At 54.2% G+C, this 14,135-nt stretch carries 13 protein-coding genes; 5 read left to right on the forward strand and 8 right to left on the reverse strand.

What is annotated here, in order from left to right; all coding sequences use genetic code 11:
• Window positions 1-110 precede the first annotated feature (110 nt).
• Window positions 111-1,313 (forward strand): sodium/glutamate symporter, encoded by a 1,203-nt coding sequence (gene gltS, locus KW829_RS20710; protein WP_089598284.1) that lies wholly within the window; start codon window positions 111-113, stop codon window positions 1,311-1,313.
• A 2-nt stretch (window positions 1,314-1,315) separates the two neighbouring features.
• Here the strand turns inward: gltS and recG are convergent, their stop codons facing one another.
• From recG to gmk, 5 genes are read right to left on the reverse strand one after another with little or no spacing between them, the layout of a single operon-like run.
• On the reverse strand, window positions 1,316-3,397 hold the full coding sequence (gene recG, locus KW829_RS20715; protein WP_218308981.1) for an ATP-dependent DNA helicase RecG: 2,082 nt from the start codon (window positions 3,395-3,397) through the stop codon (window positions 1,316-1,318).
• Window positions 3,398-3,400: 3 nt separating this feature from the next.
• Window positions 3,401-4,090 carry a tRNA (guanosine(18)-2'-O)-methyltransferase TrmH gene (gene trmH / locus KW829_RS20720; protein ID WP_024906644.1) on the reverse strand — a complete coding sequence of 230 codons (690 nt, stop codon included), beginning with the start codon at window positions 4,088-4,090 and terminating at the stop codon, window positions 3,401-3,403.
• A gap of 4 nt (window positions 4,091-4,094) precedes the next feature.
• A complete protein-coding gene (gene spoT / locus KW829_RS20725) occupies window positions 4,095-6,209 on the reverse strand; it encodes a bifunctional GTP diphosphokinase/guanosine-3',5'-bis pyrophosphate 3'-pyrophosphohydrolase (RefSeq protein WP_213330097.1) in 2,115 nt (704 codons plus the stop codon).
• Between the two features lie 19 nt (window positions 6,210-6,228).
• On the reverse strand, window positions 6,229-6,504 hold the full coding sequence (gene rpoZ / locus KW829_RS20730; protein WP_000135058.1) for a DNA-directed RNA polymerase subunit omega: 276 nt from the start codon (window positions 6,502-6,504) through the stop codon (window positions 6,229-6,231).
• 54 nt (window positions 6,505-6,558) lie between these two features.
• The gene (gmk, locus tag KW829_RS20735; protein WP_010426438.1) at window positions 6,559-7,182 is read right to left on the reverse strand and encodes a guanylate kinase; all 624 of its coding nucleotides are present in this window, start codon (window positions 7,180-7,182) and stop codon (window positions 6,559-6,561) included.
• Between the two features lie 251 nt (window positions 7,183-7,433).
• Here gmk and ligB point away from each other — a divergent pair, with 251 nt between their 5' ends.
• Complete coding sequence (gene ligB / locus KW829_RS20740) at window positions 7,434-9,104, forward strand: NAD-dependent DNA ligase LigB (RefSeq protein ID WP_172701454.1); 1,671 nt, start codon at window positions 7,434-7,436, stop codon at window positions 9,102-9,104.
• Window positions 9,105-9,106: 2 nt separating this feature from the next.
• On the opposite strand, the gene KW829_RS20745 is transcribed toward ligB, so the two are convergent.
• Entirely contained in the window at window positions 9,107-9,724 is a 618-nt protein-coding gene (locus KW829_RS20745) for a trimeric intracellular cation channel family protein (protein ID WP_010426435.1), read from the reverse strand.
• 217 nt (window positions 9,725-9,941) lie between these two features.
• Here KW829_RS20745 and KW829_RS20750 point away from each other — a divergent pair, with 217 nt between their 5' ends.
• Window positions 9,942-11,021: a hypothetical protein gene (locus KW829_RS20750; protein ID WP_218308983.1), complete on the forward strand. Its 1,080-nt coding sequence runs from the start codon at window positions 9,942-9,944 to the stop codon at window positions 11,019-11,021.
• A 45-nt stretch (window positions 11,022-11,066) separates the two neighbouring features.
• Here KW829_RS20750 and KW829_RS20755 read toward each other — a convergent pair whose 3' ends face one another.
• Window positions 11,067-11,930, reverse strand: coding sequence for a YicC/YloC family endoribonuclease (locus KW829_RS20755; protein WP_010426433.1), 864 nt, complete (start codon window positions 11,928-11,930; stop codon window positions 11,067-11,069).
• A gap of 125 nt (window positions 11,931-12,055) precedes the next feature.
• Between KW829_RS20755 and rph the strand changes: the two genes are divergently transcribed.
• Both rph and pyrE read left to right on the forward strand, forming a co-directional pair.
• Window positions 12,056-12,772 carry a ribonuclease PH gene (gene rph, locus KW829_RS20760; RefSeq protein WP_010426431.1) on the forward strand — a complete coding sequence of 239 codons (717 nt, stop codon included), beginning with the start codon at window positions 12,056-12,058 and terminating at the stop codon, window positions 12,770-12,772.
• Window positions 12,773-12,839: 67 nt separating this feature from the next.
• Window positions 12,840-13,481, forward strand: coding sequence for an orotate phosphoribosyltransferase (pyrE, locus tag KW829_RS20765; RefSeq protein WP_010426430.1), 642 nt, complete (start codon window positions 12,840-12,842; stop codon window positions 13,479-13,481).
• 76 nt (window positions 13,482-13,557) lie between these two features.
• Here pyrE and KW829_RS20770 read toward each other — a convergent pair.
• A partial coding sequence (locus KW829_RS20770) for an integrase core domain-containing protein (RefSeq protein WP_218308985.1) occupies window positions 13,558-14,135 on the reverse strand: 578 nt, incomplete at its 5' end.

Raw genomic sequence — 14,135 nt, forward strand, 5'->3', positions numbered from 1 at the left:
TCCATCGGGAAAAAAAATTACACTTTTTTCGCCGGGAGCTCATGACGAGCGCAAACCGGCCCAGGATAACGCCGCGTGTGTATGGAACACGCGCAAAACAGGAGCCTTCTATGATTCATCTCGATACGTTGTCGACACTTGTTGCCGCAACGCTGGTCTTACTGCTTGGCCGTAAGCTGGTACATAGCGTTTCCCTTCTGAAGAAATACACCATTCCTGAACCTGTCGCCGGTGGCCTGCTGGTGGCGCTGGCCCTGCTGATACTGAAAAAAAGCATGGGCTGGGAAATCGATTTTGATATGTCCCTGAAAGACCCGCTGATGCTGGCCTTCTTTGCCACCATCGGCCTGAACGCCAACCTGGCGAGCTTGCGGGCGGGCGGTAAAGTGCTCGGCGTATTCCTGATTGTGGTGGTGGGGCTGCTGCTGATGCAAAACGCCATCGGCATCGGGATGGCGACGCTGCTGGGGCTGGATCCGCTGATGGGACTGCTGGCGGGGTCGATTACCCTTTCTGGCGGTCACGGTACCGGAGCCGCTTGGAGTAAGCTGTTCATCGAGCGCTATGGGTTTGAAAACGCGACGGAGGTGGCGATGGCCTGTGCGACCTTTGGTCTGGTGCTGGGTGGCCTGATTGGCGGCCCGGTGGCGCGTTATCTGGTTAAACACTCCACCACGCCGAACGGCAGGCCTGACGATGAGCTGGTGCCGACCGCGTTCGAAAAACCGGACGTCGGGCGCAGCATTACCTCGCTGGTGCTGATTGAAACCATCGCGATGATCGCCATCTGCCTGACCGTGGGCAAAGTGGTTGCGCAATGGCTGGCGGGCTCAGCGTTTGAACTCCCGACGTTTGTTTGCGTGCTGTTTATCGGGGTGATCCTGAGCAACGGTCTGGCGCTGATGGGCTTCTACCGCGTGTTTGAACGGGCGGTATCGGTGCTCGGCAACGTCTGCCTGTCGTTGTTCCTGGCGATGGCGCTGATGAGCCTCAAACTGTGGGAGCTGGCCTCGCTGGCGCTGCCGATGGTGGCGATACTGGCGGTGCAGGCGCTGTTTATGGCGTTGTACGCCATGTTCGTGACCTGGCGCATGATGGGCAAAAACTACGATGCGGCGGTGCTGGCGGCGGGTCACTGCGGATTTGGTCTGGGGGCTACCCCAACGGCTATCGCCAACATGCAGGCGATCACCGAACGGTTCGGGCCATCGCACATGGCGTTTCTGGTGGTCCCGATGGTCGGGGCGTTCTTTATTGATATCGTCAACGCGCTGGTGATTAAGCTGTACCTGATGCTGCCGATGTTTGCCTGAAATCAGGCGTTGGAGTAGCGTTCAGTTTCCGGCATCCAGCGCTCAATTAACGCTGCCGCCTGTTCGGGGTAGCGTTCATGAATATGGCGGGCGAGGCGCTGAACTTCGGGGATCATCGCCTGATCGCGTAGCAAATCCGCCACTTTGAATTCCGCGTTCCCCGTCTGACGCGTGCCCAGCAGTTCGCCCGGGCCGCGGATCTCCAGGTCTTTTTGCGCAATCACAAAACCGTCGTTGCTGTCGCGCAGCACCTGCAACCGCATCTGGGCGGTTTTTGAGAGCGGGGCTTTGTAGAGCAGTACGCAGTGGGACGCTACCGCGCCACGGCCGACGCGCCCGCGCAGCTGGTGGAGTTGGGCAAGGCCGAGACGCTCCGGGTTTTCGATGATCATCAGGCTGGAATTCGGGACGTCCACGCCGACTTCGATCACCGTGGTGGCGATCAGCAGATGCAAATCACCTTGTTTGAACGACTGCATCACCGCCTGTTTTTCGGCGGGCTTCATGCGTCCGTGCACCAGACCGACGTTCAGCTCCGGCAGCGCCAGCTTAAGCTCTTCCCACGTGGCTTCGGCAGCCTGCGCTTCCAGCAGTTCAGACTCTTCAATCAGCGTACAGACCCAGTAGGCCTGACGGCCTTCGTGGGTGCAGGCGTTGCGCACGCGGTCGATGATATCGCTGCGGCGCGTGTCAGGAATCGCGACCGTGGTGACCGGCGTACGGCCCGGCGGCAGTTCGTCGATGGTGGAGGTATCCAGATCGGCATAGGCGGTCATCGCCAGGGTGCGCGGGATCGGCGTAGCGGTCATGATCAGCTGATGCGGGTGGAAGCCCTGCTGCAGCCCTTTTTCCCACAGAGCCAGACGCTGATGCACGCCGAAGCGGTGCTGCTCGTCGATAATCACCAGCGCAAGACCGTTAAACTGCACCTGCTCCTGGAAGATGGCGTGCGTGCCGACAATCATCTGCACCTGCCCGCTGGCAATAGCCTCCTGTTGCGCAAGGCGCGCTTTGCCTTTTTGCTTCCCGGCAAGCCAGCCCACTTCAATTCCCAGCGGCGCAAACCAGGCGCGGAAATTGTTGGCGTGCTGTTCAGCCAGCAGCTCGGTCGGCGCCATCAGCGCCACCTGCTTGCCGTGGGCAATCGCGCGCAGGGCCGCCAGGGCGGCGACCAGCGTTTTACCGGAGCCTACGTCGCCCTGCACCAGGCGCATCATCGGCACGTCGAGCGCCATATCGCGTTCGATTTCGGCGGTGACGCGCGCCTGCGCGCCGGTGGGTTTAAACGGCAGCGAGGCCAGCAGCTTATCTTTGAGCTCATCACGCGGGCTTAAGGGCTGGGCGTGGAAACGCTGCGCGCCCGCGCGAAGCGCCAGCATGCTCAGGTTATGTGCCAGTAATTCCTCAAGGATAAGACGCCGTTGGGCGGGGTGTTTGCCGCTTTCTAAATCGCTGAGCTGCAGGGTTGGCGGCGGGCGGTGCAGGGTGCGCAGCGCCTCGGGCAGGCTCATCATGCCCTGCGCCAGCTCGGGCGGCAGCAGCTCGGTAATGGCGCAGGTATCCAGCAGCTCCAGCGCCTGATCGGTGAGCTTACGCAGCGTCGCCTGCTTGATGCCTTCCGTCGTTGGGTAAACCGGGGTGAGCGTCTCCTGCATTTCCGGCGTGCTGAGATCGCCCTGCACGCGATACTCCGGGTGGATCATCTCTGCGCCGTATTTCCCGCGTTTGGCTTCGCCATAGGCCAGCACCCTGCGGCCCGTCGCCAGGCTATTTTTCATCGCCGCGCTGAAGTTGAAAAAACGCATGGTGAGAATGCCGGTGCCGTCGCTGATCTGACAGGTCATCATCCGGCGTCCTCCGAAGGTGATGTTGCAGTTCAGAACCTCGCCTTCAACGGTGGCGTAAATGGCGGGAAGGAGATCGCCAATCTTATAGAGCTGGGTGCGGTCTTCGTAACGCAGGGGGAGGTGAAGCAGGAGATCCTGCACGGTGTGCAGGCCAATTTTTGCCAGCTTATTGCTTTGCGCCGCGCCCACGCCCGTCAGGCTGTTAAGCGGGATGGCATCCAGCAGGCGGCCTTTCATCGCTTACCCGGCGTACTGCATGGTGGCCCACCACTCGGCATCGGCTTCAATTTCGCCCTGCGCGTTGACGTGGGGGTAAGGCAATTTTTTCTGCTTCGCAACGCGAGCCAGCACCGGATAACCACCTTCAAACAGCAGGCGCTGCTGTTCCTCTTCCGGTAGCATGCTGTTGCTGCGCTCGTACATCCCGGCGTTCTGACGCTGGCGCTGCGCTTCATACAGAATGAGCGCGGACGCCACGGAGACGTTAAGAGACTGGACCATGCCGATCATCGGAATGATGATGTCCCGATCCGCCAGATCCAGCGCTTCCTGGGTGATCCCGGTTTTCTCCTGACCCATCAAAATGCAGGTCGGGCGGGTGTAGTCGATCTCGCGGAAATCTACGGCTTTAGCGGACAGGTTAGTGGCGAGGATCTGCATCCCGCGCCCTTTCAGGTGCGATACGGCTTCGCCAATGGTGTGATGATTTTTGACAGACACCCAGCTGTTGCTGCCTGCCGCGGCCGAGACCGTATTGCGCATACGGCCGTCCGGCCAGACGGCGTGCACTTCATGCACACCGACGGCATCTGCGGTACGAACGATAGCAGAGACGTTATGAGGTTTATGCACCTGCTCCATGCAGACCGTCAGGTCAGGCTGACGCCTGGCGAGCATTTCGCAGATACGTGCATAACGTTGTGAATTCATAAACCTAGTTTCGGTTTCGGGTGACTTTAATCACGTCCGGCATGACGCGGATCTTGCGCATGATATTCGCCAGATGCACGCGGTCACGCGCGGTCAGACGAATAAAGGCGCTGTACACGCGGCCATCTTTTTCTTCCGTATTCAGGCTCTGAATATTGGAAGAAGCCGTGTTGATCGCTGCCGTCAGGTTCGCCAGAGCACCCTGGTGGTTGAACATATCCACCTTAATTTCGGTGATAAATTCCTGCGCGGTCTCTTTATCCCACTCGACGGCCATAAACTTCTCGGCTTCTTTCTGGTAGCCGCGAATGTTACGACAGGACTCGTGATGGATAACCAGCCCTTTGCCCGGGCTGACGTGCGCAATAATCGGGTCGCCAGGAATTGGACGACAGCATTTTGCGAAGGTGATCAGCACCCCGTCCGCGCCTTTAATCGGCAGGTGTCCGTGGCTTTGCGTGGTTGCCGGCACCGCTGTCGTGTCGCCTTGCTGCAGGTTCTTCGCCACCACCACGCTCATGGCGTTGCCGAGGCCAATCTCTGCCAGCAGGTCATCAAGCGACGCAAGCTTCATGCGCTCCAGCTCACGCTGGATGTTCTCCTGCGGAATCTCAGCCAGCTTACGGCTGCCGCCCAACGCGTGGTTGAGCAGACGACGCCCCAGGCTGACGGAATCATCACGCTTGAGGTTTTTCAGCAGCTGGCGAATTTTGGCGCGCGCTTTGGAGCTCACGACAAAGTTCAGCCAGGCCGCGTTCGGACGTGCGCCCGGCGCGGTAATAATTTCTACCGTCTGGCCGCTGGAGAGCGGCTGAGAGAGCGGATAAGGCTGTCTGTCGACGCGCGCGCCGACGCAGGCATGCCCGATATCGGTATGCACGGCGTAAGCGAAGTCGACCGGCGTTGCGCCCGCAGGCAGTTCGACAATGCGGCCTTCTGGGGTGAAAACGTAAATCTCATCCGGGAAGAGATCGGATTTAACGCTCTCGATAAATTCAAACGAGCTACCCGCACTCTGCTGAAGCTCCAGCAGGCTCTGCATCCAACGCTGGGCGCGAATTTGTGCGGTCGTGCTGCTTTCGCCACCGTGCTCTTTATACGCCCAGTGAGCGGCAACACCCATCTCTGCCATCTGGTCCATGTCTTCGGTGCGAATTTGCACCTCAACAGGCACGCCGTGTGGTCCGATCATCGAGGTGTGCAAAGATTGATAGCCGTTCGCTTTTGGAATGGCGATGTAATCTTTCATACGCCCCGGACGCGGTTTATAGAGGCTGTGCATCTGCCCCAGCACGCGATAGCAGGTGTCGGAATCATGGACAATGACGCGGAAGGCGTAGATGTCCATGATCGAGTGAAAACGCTGCTCTTTGAGCACCATTTTGCAGTAGATGGAGTAAAGATGTTTCTCGCGACCGCTGACGCGGCACGGAATTCCCGCTTCCTGCAAGCGCCCTTCAATTTCAGAGAGGATTTTTTGAATCATCTCTTTACGGTTACCGCGTGCGGCTTTCACCACCTCTTTAATCACGCGGTAGCGGTTCGGGTACAACGCTTCAAAACCCAGCTCTTCCAGCTCGGTTTTAATGTGATGAATACCTAAACGGTGCGCCAGCGGGCTGTAGATTTCGAGGGTTTCACGGGCAATGCGGCGACGTTTATCCGGGCGAAGTGAGCCCAGCGTGCGCATGTTGTGGGTACGGTCAGCGAGTTTGATGAGAATGACGCGGATATCCTGCACCATCGCCATAATCATCTTGCGGAAGTTTTCGGCTTGCGCCTCTTTCTTGTCGCGGAAATTCAGCTTATCAAGCTTAGAGACCCCTTCCACCAGTTCGGCAACGCTTTTGCCAAACAGCTGTTCCATGTCCTGGTAAGTGGCAGGGGTATCTTCGATCACGTCGTGCAGCAGAGCGGCCATCAGCGTTTCATAGTCGAGTTTCATCTCGGCAAGAATGCAGGCCACCGCTACCGGGTGCGTGATATAGGGTTCACCGCTTGAACGTGTCTGGCCCTCGTGAGCGTCACGTGCAACGAGATACGCCTGCTGAAGACGCTTAATCTGGTCTTCAGGCAGGTAGGTTTGAATCAGTTGATTCAGGCTTTCAAACAGATACAAGGGCGACCCGCAGGTTTAATTAACGACGACCTTCAGCAATAGCGGTTACGGCCTGCAGTTCTGCGGCTTCCTGCTCTTGCTGCTCCTGGCGCTCACGCACGTCGAGGATCTGGTTGTTGATCAGACCTTCTTCGATTTCGCGAAGTGCAATAACGGTGGTTTTATCGTTTTCTTCCGGTACCAGCGGATCTTTACCGCCTACCTGCATCTGACGAGCGCGACGCGCGGCGACCAGCACCAGGTCAAAACGGTTACCAATTTTCTCTACAGCGTCCTGAACAGTTACGCGTGCCATACTTAAAATGCTCCACAGGTGAAGAAATGACTGGGCATGATACTGAAAGTGGGTTCAGTCTGCCAACAGTTTGGTGATTAATGCGTCATGTCGCTGCTTCTGGCGGCTCATACGCAGGCGTTCTGCACGAAGAATGGTTTTGAGATCGCTCAGCGCGGCATCAAAATCATCATTCACAATAAGGTAATCATATTCCGCGTAATGGCTCATTTCTGCAACAGCCTGTTCCATACGCTTAGCGATGACTTCTTCGCTGTCCTGACCGCGGCCACGCAGGCGGCGATCCAGCTCATCTTTCGATGGCGGTAAAATAAAGATACTGCGCGAGTCAGGCATTTTCTTGCGAATTTGCTGCGCGCCCTGCCAGTCGATATCCAGGAACACGTTTACGCCGGTTGCCAGAACCTGCTCAATGGTTTCACGCGAGGTGCCGTAGTAGTTACCGAACACTTCAGCATGTTCAAGAAACGCGTCTCTGCCGATCATCGCTCTGAACTCGTCGTGATCTACAAAGAAATAGTGTTCACCGTGCACTTCACCCGGACGCGGCGCCCGCGTGGTGTGAGAAACAGAAACCTGTGTGTCGTACAACGGTTGGGTTTTTAACAGTGCCTGAATAAGGCTGGATTTACCCGCGCCACTAGGGGCAGAAACAATATAAAGCGTGCCTTGAGCCATGAGAGTCTTTTGTATGTGTTAACGAAGAAGTCCTACATACGGGCTTATTATACACGTCGGCGCACCGTGACGTAGCCTTTGTCACACTTTTTCCCCTGGATTATTGATTTTTGCGTGTCGTTTTCCGGTTTTATCTGCGGTTTGCAGAAATAAAAAGAAACCCTGGATAGCGCCTCGCAAAGCGACATGTTGCCGTTAGCGTTGTTTCGATCATCAGGTTATACCTCCTGCAACGCAAAGGAGGAGTAGCAATGTGGCGATGGATAAGCGGATTATTGGTGTTGTGGTGTGGCTATGGCGCGGCGGTGTGTCCGGTGTGGTCGCAGGCAAAAGCAGAGAAAGAGATTGTGTCGTTAAGCGCGCAGATCAAACGCTGGGATGATGCCTACTGGAAGCAGGGGGTAAGCGATGTTAATGACGACGTGTACGACCAGCTTAACGCACGGTTAGCCCAGTGGCAGCGGTGTTTTGGCCGCGAGCCTTCAGAAGAGAAACTCCCCGTGCTGACGGGGAGCGTAAAACATCCTGTTGCCCATACGGGCGTGCACAAAGTGACCAGCGAAGAGGAACTGAGACAGTGGATGCGTGCCCGACGTAACCTCTGGATGCAGCCTAAAGTAGACGGTGTGGCGGTAACGCTGGTCTATCGTGACGGAAAGTTAATCCAGGCTATCAGTCGCGGAAATGGGTTAAAAGGGGAAGACTGGACCGAGAAGGTGCGTTTAATCCCGTCTGTGCCGCAAAAGCTCACAGGAACGCTGGCGAATAGCGTATTGCAGGGCGAACTTTTCTGGTTACAAGGCAACCACATTCAGAGCCAGATGGGCGGAATGAACGCTCGCGCAAAGGTGGCGGGTGCGATGATGCGGCAAAAGGATAACGCGCTCCTGAGCAAGATCGGCGTATTCATCTGGGCCTGGCCGGATGGGCCGAAAGATATGAAGACTTCGTTGGTTGAGCTGTATAAAGCCGGTTTTTCGCTCTCAGCGCGGTATACGCTTCCCGCCGAATCTGTTGATGCCGTCGAAAAACAGCGCGCGGCCTGGCACGAGACCGGATTACCCTTTGCCACGGATGGCATTGTGGTGCGTTCGGAGGATGAACCTGCAGGCGAGAGCTGGTTGCCTGGTGAAGGAAACTGGGTCGTCGCGTGGAAATATTCTCCTGTTTCGCAACTTGCTGAGGTAAAGAATATCCAGTTTTCTGTAGGACGAACGGGCAAGGTGTCCGTCGTTGCAGGGCTTGAGCCTGTGCGACTGGATGATAAACAGGTGCGACGAGTCAGTCTGGGTTCGGTTGGGCGTTGGCAGAGACTGGATCTCGCCAAAGGCGATCAGGTGCTGATCAGTCTCGCCGGACAGGGTATTCCGCGCCTGGATAAGGTGGTATGGCGAGGGACGGACAGACAAAAACCGCAGCCTCCTGACTCGCAGTACCATTCATTAAGCTGTTTTTATGCCTCGCCGAACTGTATGGAGCAGTTTTTTGCCCGGCTAACATGGCTCAGTTCTAAACAGGGGCTGGATATTGAAGGTTTAGGGGAGTCCGGCTGGCGTACGCTCTGGCAGGCTCATCATTTCGAACATATCTTTTCATGGCTGTTATTAACACAGGCGCAGCTTCAGGCCACACCGGGGTTTTCTGCGGCGCGCGGGCTAGCGCTCTGGCATCGTTTTAATCAGATACGGGAACAACCTTTTATCCGTTGGATTAGCGCGATGGGCGCTCCGCTATCCATATCGACACTGAACGCTATCGATGGGCGATCGTGGCAGGCAATGAGCCAGAGAAGCTCTGCCGACTGGCAAACCTTGCCGGGAACTGGAGAGGAGAAAGCGCGGCAAATCATGAACTGGATGCACGCGCCTCAGGTTGACGTGCTGGCGAAGTGGCTCGCTGAACAGCACATCAACGGATTTTGACATCAGTGTGCGCTGTGCTTGTAGTGAAAAACGGGCAGCCCGAGCTTCAGACGTAGCGCCAGCATGCGGGCCGTAAAGCCAAACAGCAGCGTCGAGATGACCACTACATCATGGTTCGAAACGTAATGCTGCAAGGCGATATAGAGTACCGCTGCGGCAAAGGAGATCCCGGCATAGAGCTCTTTTTGAAAGACCAGGGGAATACGTTTGCAGAACATGTCACGCAATACTCCGCCAAATACGCCCGTGACCACGGCGGCAATAGTGGCGATAACCGGCCCTTCACCCATATCGAGCGCGATTTGCGCACCGATGATTGAAAAGACGATCAGCCCCAGCGCATCAAGTACCAGGAACAGACGGCGCAGGTGGGGCATAACGGGTGCCACAATGGTGGTGAGCACGGCAGCCGTCGCCACGATAATCACGTACTCAGGGTGTTTAACCCAGCCGAGCGGGTAATGGCCAAGCAGGATATCGCGCACGGAACCGCCGCCCAGCGCGGTCGCTGTGGCAATAATAATCACGCCGAAGGTGTCCATACGGCGACGTCCGGCTGCAAGCGCGCCGGTCATGGCTTCTGCGGTGATACCAATCAGATAAAGAACGTGAAGCAGCATATACCCTCCGGTGTGAACGCGGGGGAGGTTAGCGATTTGTGCGCAAGATCACGATTGAGATTTTCTAAGGCGAACAGTATCAGATTAGTAAAAGTAATGATAAGTAAATCATTTCTTCTTCATAAATAGGTAAATAAATGAGAGGGTTTAGTCAATTACCAGTTGCTCGTTTTTTATATGTGAAATATAATCATAAAAAAACAAATGGTGATTTTAAATGGAGATATTATTTCAGTTAGCTATTTTTTACATTTTGCTTGCTCTTGCAAACGATTGGTTTTTTAAAGAAACATCAAGTCCTTTAACTTTTAGACAATTAAGAAAATTTAATTTTCAATCATTTTTTATTGCTCAAGCTAAAATGTTTTTTAGCTTTCTAAAACTTAGTGAAGATAGCTTGTCTCGGCAACCGGTATTTTGGCTTGGGACTATTTTACCTCTCCTTGCAGCTTCTATAATCGAATTTAAGATTTTGCAGGTAAACGAAATTGAATTATCGATTCAAAACATTAATGTCATTTTTGAATTTAGTAAGATACCGCTTTATATATTAGCACTGACACCCACACTCGGTGTATTTATATCGAATATTCATCGAACCATTCAGACAAAAAAACAAATAGAGACGGCAGAAAAGAAAAATATATCAGACGGTTATTACGCACATCTGAAATATATCACGGATTGCTTTAATAATTTAGCGCTTGCTGAGAAATCGAATTCTAAAATTAAAGTCCTTCAGGAAAATCCTTTTATTATACTTAGGCCCAATAGTTTATACAAGGCTATTTTTATAGAGTCAAGTATTAGTGGCGGTTTTAAAGACAAAGTTTCTGACAAATTCATCAAAAATGTCACAATGAAACTTAGGCGTTTCAACAAAAAAATTGTTTTAAATGAACTTGAATATACCAACATACTAAATGAACGAAAAATAAAGGATATTCATAAAATAATTACTGAGTGTAATGCTGGAATTAATGAGATTTTAAATTGTTTTTATGCAACCTGTAAGAAAAGTTCATTAATTGAGGCGGAGTATGTTAATGAAAATAATGTAAAAAGAATGAATATTGATTTGACGATGCTTGAAATAGGTTGGGGTAAACGCAGGATATATGACTTCATTATATACCTTTTTGACGTCATAGATTTAAAAGTGTCTTCTCACCCTGAGCTTAAAAAAGAAATTGATGAGTTTTTTGAGCTTATTAAATTAAGTAGTTCAGTAAGAAAAAGTTATTTAGCAGCTCAAGCAGCTCAAGCAGCTCAAGCCGCCCAAGGAAAAAAGAAATAGAAAAGGGCATAGGATTGATTACATTTCCTATGCCAAATAACTTAGCTACTCGATATTCTGGATCTGCTCGCGCATCTGCTCAATCAGCACCTTCAGCTCAATCGCTGAATTCGTCACGTCTGCATTGATAGATTTAGACGCCAGGGTGTTCGACTCGCGGTTGAACTCCTGCATCATAAAGTCCAGACGGCGACCTACAGCTTCTTTCTTCTTCAGAATGTTGTAGGTTTCTTTAACGTGCGCTTCCAGACGGTCCAGCTCTTCAGCGACGTCAACACGCTGCGCCATCAGCACCAGCTCTTGTTCCAGACGGGTGTTTTCCAGCTGAACTTCCGCTTCTTCCAGTTTGGAGACCAGGCGCTCGCGCTGCCACTGCAGCACTTCCGGCATATGGGTGCGGACTTTGGCTACTTCGGTGCTCACGCCTTCAAGGCGCTGCTCAATCATCGCTTTCAGCGCCTGACCTTCGGTTTCACGGGCAACGATAAAGTCGTCCAGCGTGCCGTCGAGGGCTGCCAGGATTTCAGCGGCGATGGCATCCAGATCCTGCTCACCGGCAGCCATGACGCCAGGCCAGCGCAAAATATCAACCGGGTTGATTTCGCCTTCATCGCTCTGCATTTTGACCCAGTTCGCCGCATTCACGAGCTGTTTCGCCAGTTTTTCGTTAAGAATCAACTCGCCTTGCGCGCTGGCATCAGGCTCAAAGCGCAGGTTGCATTCCACTTTGCCGCGTGTCAGACGCGTACGGATACGCTCGCGTACGACAGGCTCAAGGCTGCGGAACTGCTCCGGCATACGGAAATACGTTTCCAGGTAACGCTGGTTTACCGAGCGCATTTCCCATGTGGCGCTGCCCCAGCTACCCTTGATTTCACGCCGGGCGTAGGCGGTCATACTGCGGATCATAGACATTCCCGTTTTTAAAGGAGAGATGGGGGGATTATAGCTTTCGGGGGCTTCTCAGGATAGGAATAAGCGTCCTTTATCCGTATAATGCGCAGCCACATTCGTTTCAAGCCGGAGAATCCATCATGCGTCCATCAGGCCGTAGCGCCAATCAGGTGCGTCCCGTCACCCTGACCCGTAACTATACAAAACACGCTGAAGGCTCCGTGCTGGTTGAGTTTGGTGACACGAAGGTTCTGTGCACCGCCTCTATCGAAGAAGGCGTTCCGCGCTTCCTGAAAGGTCAGGGTCAGGGCTGGATCACCGCTGAGTACGGCATGCTGCCGCGTGCGACTCATACCCGTAACGCCCGCGAAGCGGCGAAGGGCAAGCAGGGCGGTCGTACCATGGAGATTCAACGTCTTATCGCGCGTGCGCTGCGCGCCGCCGTTGACCTGAAAATCCTCGGTGAATTTACCATCACGCTGGACTGCGATGTCATTCAGGCAGACGGCGGTACGCGTACGGCGTCCATTACCGGTGCCTGCGTGGCGCTGGCGGATGCCCTGAACAAGCTGGTTGCGGCCGGTAAGCTGAAAACCAATCCAATGAAAGGCATGGTCGCGGCGGTTTCCGTGGGTATCGTTAACGGTGAAGCGCTTTGCGATCTGGAATACGTTGAAGATTCCGCTGCCGAAACCGACATGAACGTGGTGATGACTGAAGACGGTCGCATCATTGAAGTACAGGGCACGGCAGAAGGCGAGCCGTTCACCCACGAAGAGCTTCTCTCTCTGCTGGCGTTGGCCCGAGGGGGAATCGAATCCATTGTAACGACGCAGAAAGCGGCGTTAGAAAATTGATTTTAAAGGCGACCAATGAGTCGCCTTTTTTTTGCCTGTAAGACAGAAAAACCAAAGGAGCGAATCCATGAAATCGTATCAGCGCCAGTTTATTGAGTTTGCGCTTAACAAGCAGGTACTTAAGTTTGGCGAGTTTACGCTGAAATCCGGGCGTAAGAGCCCCTATTTCTTCAACGCCGGGCTGTTTAATACCGGGCGCGATCTGGCGCTGTTAGGCCGTTTCTATGCCGAAGCGCTGGTGGATTCCGGGATTGATTTCGACCTGCTGTTTGGTCCGGCCTACAAAGGTATTCCAATTGCGACCACCACCGCGGTGGCGCTGGCTGAACACCATGACCGCGATGTGCCGTACTGCTTTAACCGTAAAGAGGCCAAAACCCACGGTGAAGGCGGGAATCTGGTCGGCAGCGCGCTGCAGGGCCGCGTCATGCTGGTGGACGATGTGATCACCGCGGGCACGGCAATCCGCGAATCGATGGAGATTATCCAGGCCAACGGTGCGACGCTTGCTGGCGTCCTGATTTCTCTGGATCGTCAGGAGCGTGGTCGCGGTGAAATTTCCGCTATTCAGGAAGTTGAGCGCGATTACAGCTGCAAAGTGACGTCGATTATCACCCTGAAAGACCTGATTGCCTATCTGGAAGAGAAGCCGGAGATGGCGGATCATCTGGCGGCGGTACGTGCGTACCGGGAAGAGTTCGGCGTGTAATTGAATTGCCCGGTGGCGCGACTGTATGACCGGATACATAGGTGACAGATCAGACCGGGAACATAGGTAACACTTTTCAGTCTATCCGGAGCACACTCTCGGTTTTTCGGTCGTAGTACGCAAGCGTTATCCCATTAAAGATGATGGCCTCCAGGCCATCATCCTGTTCTTCCAGCATGATGTATTCGCCAGTCAGTGCTTCACTCAGGAACACCGTCCCCTTTTTCCCCATATAGAGTGTCCCCCGCGATTTCACCCTGTAGACCGTACCTCCTTCCGGATACGCGTATTCAGGAACACGGCCATCCCAGTGTCGGTTCGAGGGGTGCCAGACCGTTCCGGGCGTTGCACCCGCCAGAGCTTCATGCGGCCTTTCGTAGTTAAATTCGTCCCGGTAGTCACTGAACCACCGCTGTTGTTCTTCCATCGTCATGAAGGTGTTGCCCTGTTTCACCGCACTTTTCAGGGAGCGGTGCATTCGCTCATGGCGGCCGTTTTCTTCCGGATGACCCTTTCTGATACGCTCCGGCCTGATGCCCAGCTTGATTAGCCAGACGGCAAGACGACTTAGTCCGGCTATCCCTGTTCCCGCGAAGGGCTGACCGTTATCGGTTCTCAGGACTTGCGGCAGACCGTACTCCAGGAACGCATCCG

The sequence above is a fragment of the Enterobacter sp. ENT02 genome (assembly GCF_019219165.1).
GTDB lineage: Bacteria > Pseudomonadota > Gammaproteobacteria > Enterobacterales > Enterobacteriaceae > Enterobacter > Enterobacter mori.

What these genes read in the sequence shown, in the direction of transcription:
- gltS (WP_089598284.1), top strand. Translation starts at nt 111, where the DNA reads ATGATTCATCTCGATACGTTGTCGACACTTGTTGCCGCAACGCTGGTC.
- recG (WP_218308981.1), bottom strand. Translation starts at nt 3,397, where the DNA reads ATGAAAGGCCGCCTGCTGGATGCCATCCCGCTTAACAGCCTGACGGGC.
- trmH (WP_024906644.1), bottom strand. Translation starts at nt 4,090, where the DNA reads ATGAATTCACAACGTTATGCACGTATCTGCGAAATGCTCGCCAGGCGT.
- rpoZ (WP_000135058.1), bottom strand. Translation starts at nt 6,504, where the DNA reads ATGGCACGCGTAACTGTTCAGGACGCTGTAGAGAAAATTGGTAACCGT.
- gmk (WP_010426438.1), bottom strand. Translation starts at nt 7,182, where the DNA reads ATGGCTCAAGGCACGCTTTATATTGTTTCTGCCCCTAGTGGCGCGGGT.
- ligB (WP_172701454.1), top strand. Translation starts at nt 7,434, where the DNA reads ATGTGGCGATGGATAAGCGGATTATTGGTGTTGTGGTGTGGCTATGGC.
- KW829_RS20745 (WP_010426435.1), bottom strand. Translation starts at nt 9,724, where the DNA reads ATGCTGCTTCACGTTCTTTATCTGATTGGTATCACCGCAGAAGCCATG.
- KW829_RS20750 (WP_218308983.1), top strand. Translation starts at nt 9,942, where the DNA reads ATGGAGATATTATTTCAGTTAGCTATTTTTTACATTTTGCTTGCTCTT.
- KW829_RS20755 (WP_010426433.1), bottom strand. Translation starts at nt 11,930, where the DNA reads ATGATCCGCAGTATGACCGCCTACGCCCGGCGTGAAATCAAGGGTAGC.
- rph (WP_010426431.1), top strand. Translation starts at nt 12,056, where the DNA reads ATGCGTCCATCAGGCCGTAGCGCCAATCAGGTGCGTCCCGTCACCCTG.
- pyrE (WP_010426430.1), top strand. Translation starts at nt 12,840, where the DNA reads ATGAAATCGTATCAGCGCCAGTTTATTGAGTTTGCGCTTAACAAGCAG.